This is a genomic window from Pedobacter sp. (assembly GCF_031119335.1).
GTDB lineage: Bacteria > Bacteroidota > Bacteroidia > Sphingobacteriales > Sphingobacteriaceae > Pedobacter.
Window position 1 is genome coordinate 122,178 of the sequence record NZ_JAVHXT010000001.1, and the last position, 20,346, is coordinate 142,523.

The window sequence follows — 20,346 nt, forward strand, 5'->3', positions numbered from 1 at the left end:
TTTATTTGTATTATTCTGCGGTTTTAAAGTTAATCAAAAATGCTTTTAATGGGATGCCGTCTTCATTCCTAAATCTTTCTGTTACCACACTTTGGTAATGTCTGTTAGGCTCAAGTTTTATTTCATAACTGAAAGACTTTTTATCTTCCGAAAAACCAATTACTCGTTGCACCATCAATACATTTTTTTCTCCAGTTGGACCGTAATCAAAACCTCTAAAATTGATGTTCATTGGTTGCGAGAAAAACAAGGTTACCGTTTTTGTGCTTGTATTAACATTCTGACTGTTATTTTCAAATTCTTTAATGCCAATTACTTCTGGCCTAGATTTTTCAAAAGCTTCTTTATAGACCAACAGAGGTTTCTCGAAATACTTTGATTTTTCTACAAAGGCTATCAAATCTTCTTCCTTGTTGTAATCTAACTCTATCATTTCTTTAATTGCCGCTTTTTTATCTTTTGCAAGATTGTAGAATTTTTCACAAATCGCATAACCAACGTAATAACCTAAATCACGCATTTTAAATTGATTGTTAGGACTATTATACAGCCAGTTTGCTACAGAACTTGAAAACATTTCTTTTTCAAAGGCAGTTTTAATTTTTGCATCATTCGCTTTTCCAAAAGCCATTTGCGGGTTAGGAGAAGATACTTTCATCGCTTTTTCTGCCAATAATTCTGCCACACCTTCTAAAACTACCTGTGTTAAAAGTGTATTGCCAATGGTAGTTTTTTGTTGGGTATGAACATACTCATGCACATTAGTGAAAATCAATCCGTCTATTGGACGTGTTTTAAAGAAGCTTACCAAGTGAGGAAAGTCTTTTTGAAGTTCATCGGTGTTAGTTTTGTCATCAGCCATCGAAATTTCTGCACCAATTAAAACTTTGTCTGCCAACGTGGTTCCGCCAGTTCTTAAAGCGCCAATACTGAAATAGATTTTAGCCGGTTTAAGTGGGTACAATTTGTTAAGTGATGCTACTGCTATTTCTATTTTCTGAGCATAATCGCCAACTTTTAAGGTATTTGCTCTAACCGACGACCAATAATTTGGATAACGATTGATGGCATTTACAAAGCCTTGAGGTGTATAATTTCTAACCTCCATCAATGCTTTTAAACCTGGAGTACCTTTGTTGATATATGAATTTTGAATGATTGAAAGTTGCGTGGTGCTATCTTTTGTCGCTTTAATTTGGTCGTAAGCTTCCCAAAAGTGTTTAATGTCGGTAGTGATGATATTGTTTTTTTGTGCAAAAGCGACATTTGCCAGCAACACGAGTGTTAAAATAAAAGCCTTCTTCATGGAAGTAAATCTATGAAGAAGGCTTTCAATATCCTAGAAAAAGGTAAATTGAAACAAATGTCCGTCATTGCGAGAAGGAACGACGAAGCAATCTTTCTTAGTCTTATCAATAACTAAAAAGATTGCTTCACTCCCTACAAAATCCTTGCGCTTCAGTTCGCAATGACGATACGCTTAGAACCTACATATGGTTCACATACGATGACACGGAGTGCCAACTTGTCGTCACCTCCGATGCTCGGAGCGAGCTCTGACCATGTGGTAGCTACGAAGCAACTTTATTTCAGGGACAGTTTTGTATGTTAGGGGAATAATTAAGCTTTTCTATTCATCTATCTTTTTGCCTTTCATGGCCTGGCCAATTGCCGTATCCATTACTCTTTCTGCAAACGGACGAGTAAACTCATTCAATTCATCAGTTTTCTTAAGGATGATATCTTTATCGCCACTACCCAAAGCTTCTTTCAAGCTATCGATGTGCTTTTGTGTATCCGTAACTTCAGTCTCTGTAAGTAAATCTTGATGCTTTGCTATAAATCGTTCTGCAGTATAAACCAATTGTTCACCTTCGCTACGTGCTTCAATCAACATGCGTTGCTCCACATCGCTTTTAGCGTTGGTAATGCTATCAATCAACATTTTTTCTACCGTATCATCACTTAAGCCGTAGCTTGGTTTAACCTCAATTTCTTGTTTCACACCAGAGCGTAACTCAATAGCTTGAACTGTTAAAATACCATCGGCGTTCAGTAAAAAGTTGATATCCACCTTTGGTAAACCTGCTGGCATTGCCGGAATTCCTTTTAAATCGAACTCTGCAAGTTTTCTGTTTTCTTTCACTAAATCTCGTTCGCCTTGGAAAACCGAAATTTTCATGTTTACCTGTCCATCTACCGAAGTAGTATATTGGCGACCGGCTTTGGTTGGTACTTTGCTATTACGAGCTATGATTACATCCATTAAGCCACCCATAGTTTCTATACCAAGCGATAATGGAGTTACATCTAACAATAAAATATCCGAACGATTTCCCGATAAAATATCAGCTTGTACAGCAGCGCCTAAAGCCACAACTTCATCAGGATTGATATTATCTTGAGGCGTTTTTCCGAAGAACTCGCTTACCGCTTTTTTAACGTAGGGCGTACGGGTAGAACCGCCGACTAAAACTACTTCGTCAATATCAGCAATGCTCAATTCTGCATCTTTCAAAGCCGATTTACAAGCTTCAATCGTTTCCTGTACTTTATCCGCAATTAAGCTTTCGAAAGTTTGTTTGTCTAGCGTACACCAAATTTCTCCTAACTGTTCGTTATACAAATTTTGGGTTGTTAATGCTTTTTTAGCAGCTTCAGCTTGTAAGCGTAGGCTTTGCGTTAACACATTGTCTTTGGCTACTGTTGACGCATCTAGCTGATTTTTTTCTATCCAATAATTGAAAATAGCACGGTCAAAATCATCACCACCTAAAAAAGTATTGCCATTGGTACTTAAGACTTCGAAAATGCCGTTTTGAATTTGTAGTATAGAAACGTCGAAAGTGCCACCACCCAAATCGTAAACTGCTATGGTTTTTTGTTGCGATGGGTCTAAGCCCAAACCGTAAGCTAAACTTGCTGCCGTAGGTTCGTTCACGATACGTAAAACATCCAATCCTGCTAACTTTCCAGCATCACGGGTTGCTTGTCGTTGACTATCATTGAAATATGCAGGAACGGTAATTACGGCCCTGTTTACCGGTGTTTTTAAAGCGTGTTCAGCACGAGCCTTTAGCTCTTTTAAAATCTCTGCAGAAAGCTCGATTGGCGTGTAAAATCTGTCGCCAGCTTTAATTTTTACCAAGGCATCGCTATCATCGTCAATTACTTTGTAGCTAAAAATATCGCTGTGTTCGGCAACATCTTTGTACGAACGTCCTAATAATCGTTTTACGGAAAAAATAGTGTTGGTTGGGTCGGTAGTTAAGTAAGCTTTGGCTTCGTTACCCACTTCTGCATCGCCTTGTTCATTAAAGTGCACCACGGACGGAACTAAAACGCCTTTTCCGGCATCATTAATTACCTGCGGTTGTTGTTCCGGGTTAATAAAGGCCACTAAACTGTTGGTGGTGCCTAAATCAATTCCTACAATAATTTCTTCTTTTTGTAATGAGCCTGTCGCCAGATTGATGGATATTTTTGCCATGTGGCAAAGTTACATAGTTTGGAGGTGATATTTGAATTGCTTTATTGCTGAATTGTTAAATTGTTGTAAGGTTTAATAACTACCAATCGGAAACTGTTAACTTATTATTGCTTATTCTTTTCCTCAATCCAAAGCGACATATACTTAGTACTTTGTAGGGTATGGTGTTTTAGAATTTCACCAAAGAAGTTTTGTTGGCGATGTTTATTTAGATTTTCTTCAATCTCAGCAATTCTTTCTAAAAACTCTCCTTCAAACTTATCTTTAGCATATAACTCGTTAATAATTTTAATTCCATTTTGCTGTGCTTTTTGCCAAGCTTCTTTGTTATGATAAAGCACAACAGTTTCATTAACAAAAGTTTGTAATTCATCGCTGATAATTCCAGCCCAATCCAATCCGTTAGCCATTCCTTCGGCACCAACCGCACTGCTGGCAATGGGCGTTCCGGTTTGCATGGCATCTATAAATTTGCCTTTGGCACCTGCACCAAATAGGAGTGGGGCCAATAAAATCCGATGTTGAGCAATGGTTTCTCTAGCAATTTCGGCTCTGCCACGAACAAAGAATTTTTCTCTGACATTCTGCAGCTGCATTACTTTTTCAGTAGCATAAGCACCGTAGATATGCAATGAAGCTTCAGGAAGTTTTTTCCTTAACAAAGGCCAGACACTGATTTTGAGATATTGTAAAGTTTGCCAATTAGGTTCGTGAAGATAGTTACCGATAAAAACAAAATCTTTTCTTTCTTCAAAAGTTTTCCAATGTTCTGTTGAACTAATTGGCTCCTCTAAAAATGGGAGGTAGTAAAGTATTTGATTGCTGATGTTGAACTGCTTAAGCAAATCCATCTCTACTTGCGAAATAATTAATGATAAATCGCAACGTAAAATTGAAGCGAGTTCACGTTTGGTAACATCATTATATAAATCTAATCCCGTGCTGTGCTTAATGGATTGCTGTTTAGCATGACGTAGGAAATGCAAATCCTCGGTATCCAAAATCCGCAATGCGTTGGGGCATTCTTGTTGCACTCGCCAACCGTATTGCTCCTCAATCATAAACCTATCGAAGACTACAATATTTGGGTTGAGGTCCGCTAGCCAATCGTTAAAAGAACTGTCGTTAAGTTTTATTTCGTGGTTGATTACACCTAAACTCTCTAAATCAAAGCTAAAATCGCTTTTAGAAGCAGCAGATGCAAAATGAACCTCATCGCCATTGGCTAAAAAAAGTTGTACTAATTGTATGATACGAGTACCAGCCGCCGATGAGGTAGGCTCTGGCCAAACTAATCCGATAAATAAAACTTTTCTTGCCATTTTGCAAAGTTGCGTTTTATTAGCCACAGATACACAGATTTTATTTGGCTATTTCTAGCTAGCAATTTCACAATATAGCAATACAGCAATCTTTTCTTACAGGCTATTTTCTTAATTTTGCTGCTTATGCTAGGACTAAAACTACTTACCGACCCTCGTTGGGCCAACATTGCCGAAGGAAACCTTGAAGAAATACTGACAGACCACGCTTGGTGCGAGCAAAAGGCGGCGAGTAATGCTATCACTTTAATTACCCAAAACTCCGAGCATCAGGATTTAGTAGATGAGTTGACTGCAATAGCTTTAGAAGAGTTGGAGCATTTTCAAATGGTGATTAATATCATCAAGGAGCGTGGTTATACTTTAGGTCGCGAGCGTAAAGATGATTATGTAGGACAGTTGGTGAAGTTCAGCAAAAAAGATGGAAGCAGAAACCAAGCTTTTATAGACAGGTTGCTGTTTGCTGCTATGATTGAAGCCCGCAGTTGTGAACGTTTTCGAGTGTTATCTCAAAATATCAAAGATGAAGCTTTAGCAAAATTTTACCACGAATTGATGGTTTCTGAAGCAACACATTATACTACTTTCCTAAACTTCGCTCGTAAATATACCATTGACGTTGATGTAGATAAGCGTTGGAAAGAATGGTTGGAGTTTGAAGGAAACCTAATTCAGAGTTACGGAAATAAGGAAGCGATACACGGTTAACCCCTAAACCCCCTAAAGGGGACTTTTTATAGCGCCGCTTTGTGCCGCATTCCCCCCTTCAGGGGGCTAGGGGGTATGATAATTCACCAGCCAAAGCACAATATCCTGATAGCTTTTAATACCTTTTTGTTGATTGTTCAACTTTAAGATTTTATCGAAGGTTTTACCCATGTAAACCGACATGGCTCCATTGTATTTTGCCCAAAACTCCTTTTCTATTTTAAAGTTGTCTAATATACTTTGGGGAATTTTTTCGATAATTACGTTGTAGTCTTCCGGATATTTCATCCTGATTTCGAACAACACATACCTGAACATATTATAGTAAGCCGAATATTGAAATTGGGTATTGTTGCTATGGATTGCCGTCAGATAGCCCACTAAATTAGCTTCATCTTCTTTCGCAATACCAATTTGGTGTGCAATTTCATGGCAAGTAACAAAAGGCAACACAAAGTTAGGTAAGCGCTGGTTGATATTCGCTTCGCCAGAAAGTGGATTATAATAACCTTCAATACCGGTTTTACTCACCAACCAAGAGCTGGTCACTGGTTTAACAGAGGCGTATTTGTAGCGAAAAAAAGACTGACTTTCTGATAATTGCTGGTAAGCGGTAGCTGCAACGTCTTCTAGTTCTTTTGTTTTGAAGTTAAATGCGGTTTTGTCTATGGTTTTACCTAATGTGTCCAGTTTTTGTAGAAAGAAAGTATTTAGCTTTAAAAGTTGCTCCTTGCTGTAAGGTTTGTCGCTAATTTGCAGCTGTTCATTAATTCTAGGTCTGGAATAGTTTAACCCCCAAAGTAATTTAAAAGAGATGTAGATAATGAGTACGAAGTTAACAGATTTTAGTCCGAAAGAAACGTAGTCCTTTTTTGTCTTTTTTTTCCTGCTGATGAATACAATGATATTCTTAATTAAAAAGATAATCAGGAACGCATAAAGGAAATCGCCTATGGCAAATGGAAAAATTGAAGATATAAGGCGTTGTACGCTAGAAATAAAAGGATAGACAAGATTGCTGTAATAAGTTTCTACAGCTTGAGGGAATAAGCCGAAAATGAAGATTAATACAGCAATGCTGATGTATATAAAGGTTCTATAGTTTCTTTTAGGAGGTATTTGCATTATTTCCACATGTCTTCAACGTTTATCTGCACTCCTTTTCCTGCTCTAACTTGTTTTTTGCCTTCAAGTATTTTTTTTACAAACTTTTTATTATAAGATTTTTCTACCGAATATTCAATTTTTAATGCTTTTACAAAAGCTTTTAGTGCTTTAAGCTGAGCTTTGTTTTTTGGTTTTGCAGTAATTATTTTCATGATTGTTTTTCTAACTTACAGATAAAGAACTCGGTTGGCGGGGACGCCAACCGATGCATTTGCTCTTGTTGGCGTCCTCGCCAACGTGTAATTCTTTTACAGATAAAAAATACAAAATCTTTTTAGCTATTTATGGATTAAAATAAATCTACCTATCAAACGCTAAACGTTGCCCAGTCTCGTTAGTCATGAATTTACCTTTTTGATAAGCCAAATTGCCTGATACAAAAGTGTGGGTGATGCTTGCTTGGAAAGTCTGCCCATCAAATGGCGACCAGCCACATTTATATAGTGTATTTAACTTAGTTACTTTAAACTCGTCTTTTAAATCTACCAAAACTAAATCTGCCCAGTAGCCTTCTCTCACAAAACCACGTTGACTTAAATTAAAGCAGGTTGCCACATTGTGTGCTGCCTTTTCTACGATTTTTTCTAATGAAATCTTGCCTTGTAAGTGCATTTCCAGTAAAGCAGGTAAAGCGTGTTGTACCAAAGGTCCACCAGAAGGAGCTTGCGCATAAGGCTGGTTTTTCTCGTCAATTGTATGTGGCGCATGATCGGTAGCAATCACATCAATGTGGTTATCTAGCAAACCTTGCAAAATTCCTGCTTGGTCTGCTGCAGTTTTTACAGCCGGGTTCCATTTAATAAAGTTACCTTTGGTAGCGTAATCTGCATCGTTAAACCAAAGGTGATGAACGCAAGCTTCGGCAGTAATTCGCTTGTCGGCCAATGCCAAAGTATTATCAAATAAAGCTACTTCTTTTGCCGTAGAAATATGAAGGATATGCAAACGGGTATTGTAACGCTTAGCCAATTCGACCGCTAAAGATGATGATTTGTAACAAGCCTCTGCACTTCTAATTAAAGGATGCATTTGTATGGTCAAATCTTCGCCATATTTCTCTTTGTATGCAGCTAAGTTGTGGCGAATGGTTGCTTCGTCTTCACAATGTGTAGCTACCAGCATTGGTGCCTTGCTGAAAATGTTCTCTAAGGTTTTTTCGTTATCTACCAACATGTTCCCGGTAGATGAGCCCATGAAAACCTTAATACCGCAAACATTTTTAGCATCAGTTTTTAAAACTTCTTCGATATTATCATTGCTGGCACCCATATAAAATGAGTAGTTAGCTAATGATGTTTGTTGGGCAATGGCATATTTATCTGCCAGTAATTCTTGAGTTAAAGTATTTGGAACGGTGTTCGGCATCTCCATAAAAGAAGTAATTCCGCCAGCCACTGCTGCCATGCTTTCCGAAAAAATATCTGCTTTGTGCGTTAATCCAGGCTCGCGAAAATGCACTTGGTCATCAATCATTCCTGGTAACAGATGTAATCCTTCTGCGTTAATTTCTATGTCGGCTGTGGCGTCAATTGTAGAAGCAATTTTTTCAATTCTTCCGTTTTTAATAAATAGGTCTGAAGTGAAAATTTGCCCTTCGTTTACGATGCTGGCTGCTTTAATCAAGATAGTACTCATGCTGGTAAAGTTAGTAATTAGTATTGAGATGTGCGTATTGCGTATTGAGATGTGGAACTTTAGATATGAGATGGGACTTTAGATTTGAGAGTGGTGCTATGTTGTACAGGTCTGTGTTAAATAAACCTGATAGGAGTGGGCATCCCGATGTCATCCTTGTCGAAGGGTATCGGGATAAAACGGATAGCAGGGCTTGGTTAGCCGAATAGCATTAAAACTGCTTTTCAAATTGTTTAAGAAATGTAGAAAATGAGAGTTGAATTTGTAATCCTTCCGCCTTGCACCTTCAAACCCTCAACCTTATTCCCTATCTTTGCCCTTATGCCAAAAAAATTCGATGAGTTTAAGCTCAACAGACAAATACTGAATGCGGTAGAAGAGGCGGGTTTCACAGAAGCTACGCCAATTCAAGAGAAGGCTATTGGCCCGGTATTGTCGGGACAAGATTTGTTCGGCATTGCGCAAACGGGTACTGGTAAAACTGCTGCCTATGTGCTGCCCATGCTTATGAAACTGAAATTTGCGCAAGGCGACAACCCTAGAGCGCTGATTTTAGTACCAACCAGGGAATTGGCAATGCAGATAGAAGAGCAGGTAAAATTGTTCTCTACCTATACCGATTTAAGAACGGTGGTAATTTTTGGCGGCTTAGGGCCGAAAACCCAAAAAGAAGCAATTGCTAAAGGGGTAGATATTTTAGTGGCCACGCCGGGAAGGTTCTTAGACTTATATTTAACCGGCGATATTAATACCAGAAGTTTACAGTTTTTAGTGCTAGATGAGGCTGATAAAATGATGGATATGGGCTTTATTGGTTCTATTCACCGTATTTTAGAAGTAGTGCCTCGTAAGCGACAAAACTTGCTTTTTTCTGCTACCATGAGCGATTTGGTGCATAAAATTGCGGGAGATTTTTTGAAAAATCCGTTGACGGTTGAGGTTGCCACACAGGCAACACCTGCACAAACGGTAACGCAGTTAATGTACGCCGTACCTAACTTCAAAACTAAAATTAATTTGTTGCAACATTTGTTGAAAAACGATGAAGAGTTTAAGCGACTAATCATCTTTTGCAAAACGAAGACCGTTGCAGATAATATAAATAGCTTTATTGTAAGGAGGTTTGGCGAAGATGCGGTAAGGGTAATTCATGCAAACAAAGGTCAAAACACCCGTATCAATTCCATCAATAGCTTTAAGGAAGGAAATATAAGGGTATTGGTGGCAACAGACGTGGCGTCGAGAGGGATTGATGTAAGCGAAGTTAGCCACGTAATTAACTTCGATGTGCCCATAATTGTTGAAGATTACGTTCACCGAATTGGTAGAACTGGCAGAGCTTTTAACGAAGGTACGGCTATTACGTTCTACAATGAGGCAGAGCGCTATTACATTGATAAAATCGAGAAATTAATTAGACAACAAATTCCTGAGCTTCAACTTCCTGCAGAAGTTTTTATAGAAGAAACACCATATGAGGAAAAACAGCTCATAGCAAGGGAAATTGATGCCCAAAAGAGGAAAGAAAATCCCGACTTTAAAGGAGCATTCCACGAAAAGAAAAAACAGTATCCAGCTGCAGGAAAAAAAAATAACAAGAAAAATCAAAAATTTAAACCTAAACAACGCAGATAATTGAAAGTAAGATTAACTCCATTAAATATCGTTTCCGCCTTGAGTATCATGGTGGTTATAGGTTTAATTGTCAATAAAAATTGGCTCTTGGCTCCAGCAAATGCAGAGTTCAAAGGTCTTTTTATTGCACTTGGGCTGTTGGTATTTTTTGCATCGTTTCTCTGCGATCAAATATTTAGAAAATTTATCCCCACTTTGGCAAGACTTTGGATAGTACAACTATTGGTTGTAATTCTGACCGCAGTTTTTGTCTTTGTGCTAAAGGTAAGTGTGTTTGGATAAGGTTATCCATATTAATTACAAAAGATGAAAAAAGCGGAAATAAAAATTACAGTAGAGTTAGACGAAAAGAACGTGCCAGAAAACATTCTTTGGGAATCATCAGATTCTGAAAACAAAGACCAAATGGCAGCTAAGTCTATGATGTTGGCACTTTGGGACCATAATTACAAAAATTCTATGCGAATTGATTTGTGGACTAAAGATATGCCAGTTGACGAGATGAAGAGGTTCTTTTACGAAACACTACAAACCATGGGAGATAGCTTTTTAAGAGCTACCGGAGAAAAAAATATAGTAGAAGATCTGAGAGATTATTGTGCGCATTTTGCAGATAAGATGGGGATTAATACTAAGGGATAAAAATGAAAGCACCATAAAGATTGATGAATAAAACGAGCACTTCTGCATCTAAACAACTGTTTGTCAACTTTATGGTGAAATTATTGCTCATCTTAGCAATAATTGTTGGTGGTGTTGCCTTGCTACTCTACAACAAAGAGAACACAACCTATTTTAAGCAAAAGCAGCAGCGTGTAGCCGATTTAATTGAACTGAATGACTTGCTGCAGCAAGCCAACTACGCTTACCTTAATATTAACACAGATGCTGCACAAGCAGATAGCTTGAACATTTATTTAAAGCTTTTGCCAAAAAGCAAGAAAGTTTTGCAACAGTTTACGCAAGATAGTGAAAGCTATAAAGCAGAAGCTAGCGCAATACAGCAACATGTAGACGACGAAGAACGTTTTTATACAGCTCAGTTAAATGCATTCTCACAAGCGGGTGTTTCCGAAGCAGGTTCAGGGAAAATTGGCATCGCTCAGTCCTCCTTAAATGATTTGATAAAGCTAGAGCGTGAAGAACTGGCTTATAGGATTATCCAAAATGATAGTTTCTACGAAATGTTGGGCTATTTGGTAATTGGTACTGCTTTGCTAGTATTGCTAATGAATGTAGTGCTATACAATAGGTCTCAAAAGGCTTTTCGTAAACAGTTAGCTCATGAAAAAGAAATCTACAATGCAAAACTAAACGCTCAATCGGCAAACAATGCAAAGTCTGAATATCTAGCAATGATTAGCCATGAGATCAGAACACCTATGAACGGCGTTTTGGGGATGTCTAATTTATTACTACAGGGATCTTTAAATGACGAGCAAAGAGAATATACCAAAACGATACATAACAGTGCAGAATCACTTCTACGTATTGTAAACGATGTGCTGGATTTTTCGAAGATCGAAGCGGGCAAAGTTCAGCTAGATAAAACTACAGTGAATATTAGAGAGTTATTGTCAGAAACTTTCTCAATTCTACCAAAATTAAACAATGATGTAAAAGTTGGTTACGTAGTAGACCAAGAAGTATCTCAATTTATTTATTGCGATGCCATACGTTTAAAACAAATTTTGCTTAACCTTTTAAGCAATGCCGTAAAGTTTACAGAAAAAGGGCAAATTTTGCTTGAGTGTAGGCTGATAGATAAAGACGAAAATGGTGATGCCCGTTTAGGTTTTATAGTAAAAGATACAGGCATTGGCATTGCCGAAGATCGTATAAAATTGCTTTTCAAACCCTTTGTGCAGGTAGACCATACTACGGTAAGAAAATACGGTGGCACTGGTTTAGGGCTTAATATTGCCTACAATCTCATTTCTATGATGGATGGTAAAATTAAGGTAAGCAGCGAAGTAGGAAAGGGCTCTACCTTCACTTTTTTTATCGTCACCAAAGAAGTGCTTCAAAATAACAAAGCCAAGCCTAGTGTACAAAAAGAGCAGATACATTTAGATGGTGCACTTTCCGAACAGTATCCTTTAAGATTATTAGTGGTAGATGATAACGATATCAACTTAATGTTGATCACGAAAACACTGAGTAAACTGGGCTACAGCTGCAAAAAGGCCTCTAATGGTCAACTGGCGTTAGACTTGGTGTTGCAGGAAGAGTTTGATATGATTTTTATGGATATGCAAATGCCAATTATGGATGGTACAGTTGCAACCACCGAGATCAGGAAACATTATCGTGTTTACGAATACCCGGTAGTTGTTGCACTTACTGCAAACACACTTGGCGATGGTAAAGATAAATGCCTAGAGGCCGGAATGCAAGATTTTATAGCCAAACCATTTAAACCGGCAGAAATTGAAGCTGTCATCAAAAAATGGGCGCCAAAAATCATCAACTATAAAGATAAACATCAATCTATTTCCTTAAGTTAGCGTTTTTAAACGTTAATATATGTTGATTGTAAATAAACCATTAGCCATTATTGGGCTAATTTTAGTATTCGTAGCAGGCTTCTGCCCAATATTACAGGTAAAAATTATCTTCGAATGGGTAAATTGGGGACTTTACAAAACCGATATCCGCCTTTTTCTAATCACATATTCTTTTATTGCATTATTGTCGCTTTGCTTTTTTATCCGACAACTGAAAGCCTTTAGATTGTTAACTAGGGTAATGTTTATTTGGGTTTTATTAATGGCGGCTGCAGTCTATTTTAAATCTACACATTACTTCGGGATGAAAATAGCCGATAATTTATTGGGCAAAGCCATCCACTTTCAATGGGGTTGGATTATCTTAGGGATAGGCGCTGTTTTATTATTGTTTAGCGTTAAAAAGGAAAGACTAAGTGTGTAAAAGCTATCGGCAAATGTAGTATTTATTCTTTTGAGAAGAGCAAAGACTTGGCTTCGAACTACCGAAAGTCCTGCTTTCACTCCAAGTCCTCGGTTTCGTGCCTCAACCTGTGGGCTTTTCGTTCAATCAGGTCTAATTAGCGAATAAAGAAGGACTATTAACATTTCATTGCTATAGTTTCATACCAAATGTAGCTGTTTGATTTAAATTTTAAGCAAATACTGATAAAGTTTTTCGGTTGGTAAACCCATTACATTGGTGTAAGAGCCGTTTAATCTTTCTACCACTGTTAAGCCAAACCAATCTTGTACACCATAACTCCCTGCTTTATCAAATGGCTGGTAGTTATCAATGTAATGATCAATTTCTTCTGCATTTAATACTCGACAAAAAACTTCTGTTTTGTCATAAAAAGATGTTGTTTTTCCTTTGTAGTTAATGCTTACGCCGGTATAAACTTCATGCTTATTACCCGAAAGCTTTCCTAGCATCTGCTGTGCCTCTTCACGATCTATCGGTTTCCCTAAAATCTCTCCATTTATGGCAACAATCGTATCGGCAGTAATAATAATCTCATTAGGATTTGCATCGAACGCTTTTGCTTTTTTTTCTGCAATATATACAGCAATTTCAGGTGCGCTTAACGTGTTTGGATAGCTTTCATCCACATCTTTTAGTTCAACAGAAAAATCTAAACCCATTAAGGTTAGTAGTTCCTGACGTCGTGGAGATTTAGAAGCGAGTATAATTGGTGCTGTAAGCTTTAGCATATTTAAATTTTTCCAAAAATAACAAAAGCGGCTGTGTTGCCGCTTTGTTTTTGTCTTTTTAATAAATTTAGCTAATTGCGTTCTTGACGCTCTTTAGCTCTTTTTTCCATCTCAGCTTTTTGCTCGTCAAGCATTGCTTTGTAGGTTTTCTTTTGCTCGTCGTTCAATACGCCATTTACTTTTGTTTCAAGCTCAGCTCTCATTTTCTGCATCTTTTCCATCATTGCTTGTCTATCTCCACCGCCCGCTTGAGCTTCTGAACGCTCTTCACGCATTTTTTTCTGTGCATCAGCTTGTTCGGTAAAAATTGTGGTTAGCTTTGTTTTTTGATCGTCAGATAACTTCAGTTTTTCATCTAATTGCTTCACTCTGTTTTCTGGGCTCATCATCATTCTGCCACCAGGGCCACCGCCTTGTCTACCTTGACCAGGTTGCGCTTGAGCAAAAGCTACCATACCAAACAATAGCCCGTAAATCATCATTAGTTTTTTCATCTGTTTAATTTTGTTTTTAGTTGTAATGAAGCTATCCCGATAAATCGAAATGGTTTCATCTGTTTTTATGTTGTTTTAAGTTTTGTGTTGGAGCGAAAAAACAAACAGAGGTTTAAACGGATGAAAAAGATTTATTTGTTAAAAGGTGTTAAGCTGAAGATTTCATTATTTGCGAATTTAGATTAGGTATTACGATTAACCAGTTAAACAATTACACAGTTAACCTAAGATCTACTTACTCGCTTCGGCGGCAGAAGGTATATTGCCATACCAATTGTGCTGTACTTTTAGCACTTTTTCTATTACATCTCTGGCAGCAGCTTTACCACCAAATTTAGGGGAAATATAATGTGAAATAGCCTTGATTTCTTCCACAGCATCGGCAGGACAGGTGGCTATGCCCACTAATTTCATTACCTCTGCATCGGGAATATCATCTCCCATGTACAAAATTTGTTGTGGATCAATTCCTTTTTGATGAATATAATTGTTGAAGACAATGATTTTTTCGTCTACGCCTAAAAAAACATCGGCAACGCCCAAACTTTCGAAACGCTTATTGATTGCCGCACCTTTACCGCCAGAAATAATGCAGATGTTGTAACCTTTTTTAGCTGCTAATTGCAGTGCGTAACCATCTTTAGTGTTAAATGAGCGTAGAAGTTCGCCGCTCTCGGCAGCTAACACAGTGCCGTCGGTAAGCACACCATCAATATCAAACACAAAAGTTGTGATAATCCTTAAGCGCTCTAAAAACCCCAAATCCCTAACGAGGCTTTCCTCTCCATCGTTTATGTTATGATCCATATATTTTAATTTCCCCTTCAGGGGGCTAGGGAGGCTACTGATTATCTCTCCACTCGTAAACCCAAGCAGATTGAATTTGCTCTAAATGACCTTCAGTACATTGTTCTCTCGTTCCAGCAAAATTTGGAAGTTCTAATACCCATTCAATTAGATCGGTAAACCTAATTCTGTAGATTTTTTGTTCATTGAAATCATCACCAAATTTTTCATAAAGCTCTAAAGCAATATCTTCAATATCATTCCATTGAATTGGTAAGGCAAATTTATCGTTGTTCATCTATGGTAATTGCTAAATTGTTCTATGGTTAAATTGTTGGTTAATCGTGTAATTGGTTAATCGGTTAACTGATGACTGTAGGCTGCCAATCAATCGTAATTCGTAGATCAAAAATCGTAAATCAGTTAGTGTCCCAAAAATCCCGATTGGTCTGGAATAGTAATTTCGATATCGCCATCTAAAACCACACATTGGCAAGCTAATCTCGATGTAATTTTTGGTCTTACTGCACGGTCTACAAAATCTTCCTCTTTTTCAGAGATTTCTTGGATATTATCCATTCCCTTAGTTACGTAAATATGGCAAGTACTACAGCCGCAAACACCACCACAATTATGTTGTAATTTAATATTGTTGTCTAAAACGACATCTAATACATCTTCCCCAGCAGCAATAGGTAATTCTACAGGTTCTTTTCCTTCTTCTTCGAAATTTATCTTTAGTTTGAAAATACTCATAATTTGATGCAAAAGTAAGCAGTCAAAACTAAAAAACAGTATGATTTACCCTTTTTTAATCTGATCGCTTAGTAGTTCGTAAATTGTTAACCACGCTGGATGCTCTTGAAGCATAGCCTCGTGTTTTTTTAAAGTCTGCTCATCATTTCTGATAGCTGGACCAGTTTGCACCTCTTGTGGAAGTGCAGCTTGTATTTTATTGGCAGTTTCAGCTATTAGCGGTTTAATAATATCAAAATCCAACTGATGCTGTGCTAATAGCTGTTGTGCAATTCCATAAAGGTAGTTAGGGAAATTACAAGCAAAAACAGCCGCCAAATGTAAAGTCTTTCTTTGTTCGCTACTTACTTCGTAAACATTACTGCTAATTAGCGTAGCGAGCTGTTTTAACAAATTTAGGTTTTCAACATTGTTAGCTTCTAAACAAAGCGGAACATTGCTGAAATCCAGTTCTTTTTGCTTGGAGAAAGTTTGTAATGGATAGAAAACCCCACAATTTTTATTACGGTTCAAAACATCTAAAGCTACAGCTCCAGAAGTATGTGCAATTAAGCCTTTGTAATCTTTTAACTGATCAGCAACTGCTGCAATGGCATCATCCTTCACTGAAATCAGCACTATATCTGCGTCATCAGAGATTTGAGAAAGTTCTGCGATAGCTCTAGCATCAACTTTGTTGGCCAATAACTGCGCATTTGCTAAGTTGTACGACCAAATATCGAGCAATGTTACCTTGGCATTGCTCAGCGCTTTGGCTATATGTGTAGCTACATTTCCCGAACCTATAATGGATACTCGCATTAATCTGTTTTCAGTTCTTTTTTCCTTCTGAAGATAGAAATTAAGAAACCAATTACCATTACGATGGTACCAATCCAATATAAGTTGATGTATGGAAATTCGATAGATTTGAACACCAACCAATCTTTTGCTTGTTGAGGTTTCTCGAAAATCTGAAGTTCAAATCTGTCTTCTTCAGGAATAATCTTTGTAAATCTAAATCTTAAACCTAACTCGTCAATTTTGCGGGCAAAATCGAAAGTATTGTTGCCTTTTATTAAGAAAAGAGGCTCTACGTTGTAGATTTTGCCACTTACGTTAATTTCCAAAGGCAAGCCAACTGCTAAATCATCTTTCTCAATCTTTAAATCTCTAACCACAGGTTGCTTATTGATGGCTTTGATAGTTAACACACCACTGCTTGTATGAACAGTATCGCCAACTTTTAAGGCTACAATACGAGGCGCTTTATAGTTTTCTTCTTCGGTATGTCCTTCGTGGTCTTCGTGCTCCTCTTTTTTCTGTGCTGCACTTGTAATGTGCGTATAGATATCTTTAAACAAGTAATGTTTAGTATCTGGAGAAGCAATTAAACCCATTCTTCCGTTTTCCTGAATGCTGGGATTAACCGTGAAATCTTCTTTTACTTTGCCAGTTTCTTCGTCAACTACTCTAAAGTTAAGCTTGTAATAAGTATTTGGCTGTATAGTGGTATCACTGATATAAGTAACGGTGTATTTGCCCATCTTTTTAGGCTCGTTCTTATATAACATGATATTCTCGCCAGGTTTTGCAGCCTTTTCGAAATCTTTAACAGGGATGAAATTTGTTTCGTTAATAGAAATTGGATTGCTTGTTGCCGCGGCTACCAAAGCACCTACCAATAAAATGGCAAAGCCGATGTGAGCAATTGCAGATCCTGCCAATTTGCTGCCACGTTTGGTGAAAATTCCAGTCAACAGCCTTGCATTAGCCAGTACTGAGAATATACAGCTAAACGTAAGGATAATATACATTAGGTTGGTATATATACCACTTACATAAGCAAAACCAGCCGTAATAACCAATGCGAAAATGATAGAAGAAATTAAACTGCTATAGAATTTACGAGGATCAGTTCGTTTGTATTTCAAAAACTGTGAGAAACCAGAAATTAATGCAATTAGCACTGCAAAAGGTGCTTGCCATTGGTTGTAAAACCTCACTGCGTCTTTAATAGGTGCATAGTTGGTGCCAAAAACTGCATTAAACACCGGTACCGAAGTAGCGAAAATAATGTGGATACAAGATACTGTAACTACAAGAGCGCCAATGAACATCCAGAACTCACGAGAATAAGTTTCTTCGTCTTTGTGCGTAATTGGTAATTCTTTCCAGCGTAATACAACAGCTAAGATGGCAATGCCCAAGAATGTGGCGATGTAGAAAATTAACTGACCAGACATCCCCAAATCGGTGAATGAGTGTACCGAAGTTTCACCTAAAATACCGCTTCTGGTTAAGAAGGAAGCGTATAATACCAAGATGAAACTCACTAAAATCAATGCCATTGCCGTGAAATAAGCATGACCAGTATTTTTAAAAGCAATGATAACGTGTAAACCGCCAATTAAGGTTAACCATGGGATGATAGATGCATTTTCTACCGGGTCCCAAGCCCAAAAACCACCGAAGTTAAGCGCTTCGTAGGCCCAAAAAGATCCCATAATGATACCTGTACCTAAAATCATGACAGCGAAAGACACCCAAGGTAAAACAGGCTTAACCCAATCTTTATATCGTTTTTGCCACAAAGCTGTGATGCCGTAAGCAAAAGGAACAATCATACTTGCAAATCCTAAGAATAGGGTTGGAGGGTGAATAACCATCCAATAGTTTTGCAATAACGGATTTAAACCTTTACCATCGGTAATAAAACTTAGGTAGTTTTTATAATTCTCAGGATCGGCAAATATTGGTGCCATTTCTTTCAAATTAACGGCATCTCTTAATAAGATAAAAGGAGATGAACCAATATGAATTCCAAAAATTTGAACCCCTAATAGCATTGAGGTTAAAAAGGTTTGTGAAAGTGCCACAACGGTCATTACGCCGTTTTCCCAAGATTTAGCTTTGGCAATTAATACCAAACCTAAAAGCGCTTGCCAAAATGCCCATAGCCAAAAACTACCTTCTTGCCCTTGCCAAAATGCAGAAACGATATAGTAAACAGGTAATTCTTTCGACGAGTGCGAATAAACGTAATTGTATTCGTTATAGTGATTTAAAATGAGGTAGAATAAGGTGGCCCCAATACCTAAAATACCGATAAGATTTGTCCAAAAACCAATTCTTCCTATTTTGGTCCAAGAAGTGTCTTCTAGGTTTTTGTTTTTAGTAGCGAAAAAATAGGCGATAGTAGATAGTAGCGACGCCCCAAACGAAAGTACGATGAAAAATTGGCCTAACTTGCCAGGAAGGAGGTTCTCTCCAATAAACTGTATATCCATTAAGATTTAGATTCTTTTGCGTATTTACTAGGCTGATTAACGCTCTCTTTAACTGTCCCATCTTGGTTTACTTCAACCATGTTGTCATTATATTTAGAAGGGCATTTCATTAAAATTTTAGAAGCATAGAAGGTGTTGTTTTCCATCTTGCCAATCAACACCAATTTTTCCGAACGTTCGAAATCTTGAGGTTTAGAACCATTAAGTACCACTTTGTTCACCATTCCATCTTCATCTTTCATATAAAATGCGAAATGGTTAGGGTCTTTAGCGGCATCGTAATACATTCCTTTACTTTTTTCCCAATAACCCATCACATGTTCTTCTCTTTGTGATTTGGTGGCTTCCTTAAAGTTAGAATAAGAGTCGGTGTCGGCATTTAAGCTAACTAAAAACCCAATGCAAATAGCAATTGTAATTAATCCGATAATAGCACTTTTTCTCATTTGGTGTGATTTAAAATACAGTCCACAAATATAGAAAAACAAAAGGAGGTCAAGTGTTTCTGCTTGTTTATGAGGTATATCTTGACAATTGTTTGATAAACAAAAAAGCCCCGTAACATATAAATTACGGGGCTTCATGTTATTTAGAACCAGTCTATGGCCAAACGCCTAAATTCAATCAACAATAGGGGTATTTGACTATTATATCTGCTAATCAAATTTAAATAAAGACAGATTTTTAATAAATTTGAAATCTTTTGTATTGTAAGTGAACAACTCTAAATCGGTTTGTATGGAAGTTGCAGCAATCATTGCATCAGCAAGCGCTAATCCGTGGCTAAGCCGATATTCGTAAGCTATACTTATAGCGGTTAAATTTATTTCAGGGTTGATTAATATAACACCAAACCGTTTAAGACTTTTATCTATGATTTTTAGGTCTTCTTTATTTGTGGCACCTATAAGAAGCTCCATTTTGGTAATAGAGGAAATCAGAATATTCTCCAAACCTATCACTTGCTCGATTATTCTTTTGGTTTGTTCGTGACGTTTTTGTCTGACATCAAAATAATCGATTAAAATGTCGGTATCGCAAATTACTTGTTTCGATGCCATCCAGATTTTCTTAGTTCTAAGGCATCTAATCCTTTTCCTGTAAATATCTCATGCAAACCAGCAATATCCACGGTTGGATCACCTTCTATTACAGTTGCGCCTTTAATAGTTGAGCTACTTTTCTTTCCTTTAGGTGAAACACTTGAAATTGAAAAACCAAGATACTTCCCTAATTCCTTTAAGGCATCTAAGGTTTTATTGCTTCTGTATTTGATAATTGCTTGTTTCATTTCCCTTTAAAAATCTACTTTAACAAAGGTACAATAAATTTAGAATGGCCAAAAACTAAAAATCCCTATGGTTTAGTGCCACAGGGATTGAT

Annotated in this window: 22 protein-coding genes; 6 read left to right on the forward strand and 16 right to left on the reverse strand. The window is 37.4% G+C overall.

Features of this window, described 5'->3' with window-relative positions; genetic code table 11:
- Positions 1–10: 10 nt before the first annotated feature.
- The 3 genes from REI64_RS00540 to REI64_RS00550 all read right to left on the reverse strand — a co-directional run bounded on the left by REI64_RS00540 (position 11) and on the right by REI64_RS00550 (position 4,812).
- Positions 11–1,306: a DUF2268 domain-containing putative Zn-dependent protease gene (locus REI64_RS00540; RefSeq protein ID WP_308848125.1), complete on the reverse strand. Its 1,296-nt coding sequence runs from the start codon at positions 1,304–1,306 to the stop codon at positions 11–13.
- A 324-nt stretch (positions 1,307–1,630) separates the two neighbouring features.
- The gene (gene hscA / locus REI64_RS00545) at positions 1,631–3,490 is read right to left on the reverse strand and encodes a Fe-S protein assembly chaperone HscA (RefSeq protein ID WP_308848126.1); all 1,860 of its coding nucleotides are present in this window, start codon (positions 3,488–3,490) and stop codon (positions 1,631–1,633) included.
- Between the two features lie 104 nt (positions 3,491–3,594).
- Positions 3,595–4,812, reverse strand: a complete 1,218-nt coding sequence (locus tag REI64_RS00550; protein ID WP_308848127.1) for a glycosyltransferase — start codon at positions 4,810–4,812, stop codon at positions 3,595–3,597.
- 126 nt (positions 4,813–4,938) lie between these two features.
- Between REI64_RS00550 and REI64_RS00555 the strand changes: the two genes are divergently transcribed.
- Positions 4,939–5,520, forward strand: coding sequence for a tRNA-(ms[2]io[6]A)-hydroxylase (locus REI64_RS00555; RefSeq protein WP_308848128.1), 582 nt, complete (start codon positions 4,939–4,941; stop codon positions 5,518–5,520).
- 66 nt (positions 5,521–5,586) lie between these two features.
- Here REI64_RS00555 and REI64_RS00560 read toward each other — a convergent pair whose 3' ends face one another.
- From REI64_RS00560 to REI64_RS00570, 3 genes are all read right to left on the reverse strand, one after another.
- Positions 5,587–6,645 (reverse strand): DUF3810 domain-containing protein, encoded by a 1,059-nt coding sequence (locus REI64_RS00560; protein WP_308848129.1) that lies wholly within the window; start codon positions 6,643–6,645, stop codon positions 5,587–5,589.
- Complete coding sequence (locus REI64_RS00565; protein WP_308848130.1) at positions 6,645–6,839, reverse strand: DUF2683 family protein; 195 nt, start codon at positions 6,837–6,839, stop codon at positions 6,645–6,647. The genes REI64_RS00560 and REI64_RS00565 overlap by 1 nt, the downstream gene beginning before the upstream one ends.
- Before the next feature lie 148 nt (positions 6,840–6,987).
- The gene (locus REI64_RS00570) at positions 6,988–8,322 is read right to left on the reverse strand and encodes a dihydroorotase (RefSeq protein ID WP_308848131.1); all 1,335 of its coding nucleotides are present in this window, start codon (positions 8,320–8,322) and stop codon (positions 6,988–6,990) included.
- 321 nt (positions 8,323–8,643) lie between these two features.
- Here REI64_RS00570 and REI64_RS00575 point away from each other — a divergent pair, with 321 nt between their 5' ends.
- The 5 genes from REI64_RS00575 to REI64_RS00595 are packed head-to-tail and all read left to right on the forward strand — an operon-like array spanning position 8,644 to position 12,888.
- Complete coding sequence (locus REI64_RS00575) at positions 8,644–9,957, forward strand: DEAD/DEAH box helicase (RefSeq protein ID WP_308848132.1); 1,314 nt, start codon at positions 8,644–8,646, stop codon at positions 9,955–9,957.
- Entirely contained in the window at positions 9,958–10,239 is a 282-nt protein-coding gene (locus REI64_RS00580) for a hypothetical protein (protein ID WP_308848133.1), read from the forward strand.
- Between the two features lie 24 nt (positions 10,240–10,263).
- Complete coding sequence (gene gldC, locus REI64_RS00585; RefSeq protein ID WP_308848134.1) at positions 10,264–10,599, forward strand: gliding motility protein GldC; 336 nt, start codon at positions 10,264–10,266, stop codon at positions 10,597–10,599.
- A gap of 23 nt (positions 10,600–10,622) precedes the next feature.
- The gene (locus tag REI64_RS00590) at positions 10,623–12,464 is read left to right on the forward strand and encodes an ATP-binding protein (RefSeq protein WP_308848135.1); all 1,842 of its coding nucleotides are present in this window, start codon (positions 10,623–10,625) and stop codon (positions 12,462–12,464) included.
- Between the two features lie 19 nt (positions 12,465–12,483).
- The gene (locus REI64_RS00595; RefSeq protein ID WP_308848136.1) at positions 12,484–12,888 is read left to right on the forward strand and encodes a hypothetical protein; all 405 of its coding nucleotides are present in this window, start codon (positions 12,484–12,486) and stop codon (positions 12,886–12,888) included.
- 203 nt (positions 12,889–13,091) lie between these two features.
- Here REI64_RS00595 and REI64_RS00600 read toward each other — a convergent pair whose 3' ends face one another.
- The 10 genes from REI64_RS00600 to REI64_RS00645 all read right to left on the reverse strand — a co-directional run bounded on the left by REI64_RS00600 (position 13,092) and on the right by REI64_RS00645 (position 20,254).
- On the reverse strand, positions 13,092–13,658 hold the full coding sequence (locus REI64_RS00600; RefSeq protein WP_308848137.1) for a Maf family protein: 567 nt from the start codon (positions 13,656–13,658) through the stop codon (positions 13,092–13,094).
- 71 nt (positions 13,659–13,729) lie between these two features.
- The gene (locus REI64_RS00605) at positions 13,730–14,152 is read right to left on the reverse strand and encodes a Spy/CpxP family protein refolding chaperone (protein WP_308848138.1); all 423 of its coding nucleotides are present in this window, start codon (positions 14,150–14,152) and stop codon (positions 13,730–13,732) included.
- Positions 14,153–14,383: 231 nt separating this feature from the next.
- Positions 14,384–14,959 (reverse strand): HAD hydrolase family protein, encoded by a 576-nt coding sequence (locus tag REI64_RS00610; RefSeq protein ID WP_308848139.1) that lies wholly within the window; start codon positions 14,957–14,959, stop codon positions 14,384–14,386.
- A gap of 34 nt (positions 14,960–14,993) precedes the next feature.
- Positions 14,994–15,236: a Fe-S cluster assembly protein IscX gene (iscX, locus tag REI64_RS00615; RefSeq protein ID WP_138724117.1), complete on the reverse strand. Its 243-nt coding sequence runs from the start codon at positions 15,234–15,236 to the stop codon at positions 14,994–14,996.
- Positions 15,237–15,361: 125 nt separating this feature from the next.
- Positions 15,362–15,694, reverse strand: a complete 333-nt coding sequence (locus tag REI64_RS00620) for a 2Fe-2S iron-sulfur cluster-binding protein (RefSeq protein ID WP_308848140.1) — start codon at positions 15,692–15,694, stop codon at positions 15,362–15,364.
- 45 nt (positions 15,695–15,739) lie between these two features.
- Positions 15,740–16,495: a DUF2520 domain-containing protein gene (locus REI64_RS00625; RefSeq protein ID WP_308848141.1), complete on the reverse strand. Its 756-nt coding sequence runs from the start codon at positions 16,493–16,495 to the stop codon at positions 15,740–15,742.
- A complete protein-coding gene (locus REI64_RS00630; RefSeq protein ID WP_308848142.1) occupies positions 16,495–18,963 on the reverse strand; it encodes a cytochrome c biogenesis protein CcsA in 2,469 nt (822 codons plus the stop codon). The genes REI64_RS00625 and REI64_RS00630 overlap by 1 nt, the downstream gene beginning before the upstream one ends.
- Positions 18,963–19,409: a cytochrome c maturation protein CcmE gene (locus REI64_RS00635; RefSeq protein WP_308848143.1), complete on the reverse strand. Its 447-nt coding sequence runs from the start codon at positions 19,407–19,409 to the stop codon at positions 18,963–18,965. The genes REI64_RS00630 and REI64_RS00635 overlap by 1 nt, the downstream gene beginning before the upstream one ends.
- Positions 19,410–19,619: 210 nt before the next feature.
- Positions 19,620–20,024, reverse strand: coding sequence for a type II toxin-antitoxin system VapC family toxin (locus REI64_RS00640; RefSeq protein WP_308848144.1), 405 nt, complete (start codon positions 20,022–20,024; stop codon positions 19,620–19,622).
- Positions 20,006–20,254 carry a hypothetical protein gene (locus tag REI64_RS00645; protein WP_308848145.1) on the reverse strand — a complete coding sequence of 83 codons (249 nt, stop codon included), beginning with the start codon at positions 20,252–20,254 and terminating at the stop codon, positions 20,006–20,008. The genes REI64_RS00640 and REI64_RS00645 overlap by 19 nt, the downstream gene beginning before the upstream one ends.
- Between the last annotated feature and the right edge of the window lie 92 nt (positions 20,255–20,346).

Bases quoted from the DNA above. Each gene is read 5' to 3' on its own strand.
- REI64_RS00540 (WP_308848125.1), bottom strand. From the start codon at position 1,306: ATGAAGAAGGCTTTTATTTTAACACTCGTGTTGCTGGCAAATGTCGCT.
- hscA (WP_308848126.1), bottom strand. From the start codon at position 3,490: ATGGCAAAAATATCCATCAATCTGGCGACAGGCTCATTACAAAAAGAA.
- REI64_RS00550 (WP_308848127.1), bottom strand. From the start codon at position 4,812: ATGGCAAGAAAAGTTTTATTTATCGGATTAGTTTGGCCAGAGCCTACC.
- REI64_RS00555 (WP_308848128.1), top strand. From the start codon at position 4,939: ATGCTAGGACTAAAACTACTTACCGACCCTCGTTGGGCCAACATTGCC.
- REI64_RS00560 (WP_308848129.1), bottom strand. From the start codon at position 6,645: ATGCAAATACCTCCTAAAAGAAACTATAGAACCTTTATATACATCAGC.
- REI64_RS00565 (WP_308848130.1), bottom strand. From the start codon at position 6,839: ATGAAAATAATTACTGCAAAACCAAAAAACAAAGCTCAGCTTAAAGCA.
- REI64_RS00570 (WP_308848131.1), bottom strand. From the start codon at position 8,322: ATGAGTACTATCTTGATTAAAGCAGCCAGCATCGTAAACGAAGGGCAA.
- REI64_RS00575 (WP_308848132.1), top strand. From the start codon at position 8,644: ATGCCAAAAAAATTCGATGAGTTTAAGCTCAACAGACAAATACTGAAT.
- gldC (WP_308848134.1), top strand. From the start codon at position 10,264: ATGAAAAAAGCGGAAATAAAAATTACAGTAGAGTTAGACGAAAAGAAC.
- REI64_RS00590 (WP_308848135.1), top strand. From the start codon at position 10,623: ATGAATAAAACGAGCACTTCTGCATCTAAACAACTGTTTGTCAACTTT.
- REI64_RS00595 (WP_308848136.1), top strand. From the start codon at position 12,484: ATGTTGATTGTAAATAAACCATTAGCCATTATTGGGCTAATTTTAGTA.
- REI64_RS00600 (WP_308848137.1), bottom strand. From the start codon at position 13,658: ATGCTAAAGCTTACAGCACCAATTATACTCGCTTCTAAATCTCCACGA.
- REI64_RS00605 (WP_308848138.1), bottom strand. From the start codon at position 14,152: ATGAAAAAACTAATGATGATTTACGGGCTATTGTTTGGTATGGTAGCT.
- REI64_RS00610 (WP_308848139.1), bottom strand. From the start codon at position 14,959: ATGGATCATAACATAAACGATGGAGAGGAAAGCCTCGTTAGGGATTTG.
- iscX (WP_138724117.1), bottom strand. From the start codon at position 15,236: ATGAACAACGATAAATTTGCCTTACCAATTCAATGGAATGATATTGAA.
- REI64_RS00620 (WP_308848140.1), bottom strand. From the start codon at position 15,694: ATGAGTATTTTCAAACTAAAGATAAATTTCGAAGAAGAAGGAAAAGAA.
- REI64_RS00625 (WP_308848141.1), bottom strand. From the start codon at position 16,495: ATGCGAGTATCCATTATAGGTTCGGGAAATGTAGCTACACATATAGCC.
- REI64_RS00630 (WP_308848142.1), bottom strand. From the start codon at position 18,963: ATGGATATACAGTTTATTGGAGAGAACCTCCTTCCTGGCAAGTTAGGC.
- REI64_RS00635 (WP_308848143.1), bottom strand. From the start codon at position 19,409: ATGAGAAAAAGTGCTATTATCGGATTAATTACAATTGCTATTTGCATT.
- REI64_RS00640 (WP_308848144.1), bottom strand. From the start codon at position 20,024: ATGGCATCGAAACAAGTAATTTGCGATACCGACATTTTAATCGATTAT.
- REI64_RS00645 (WP_308848145.1), bottom strand. From the start codon at position 20,254: ATGAAACAAGCAATTATCAAATACAGAAGCAATAAAACCTTAGATGCC.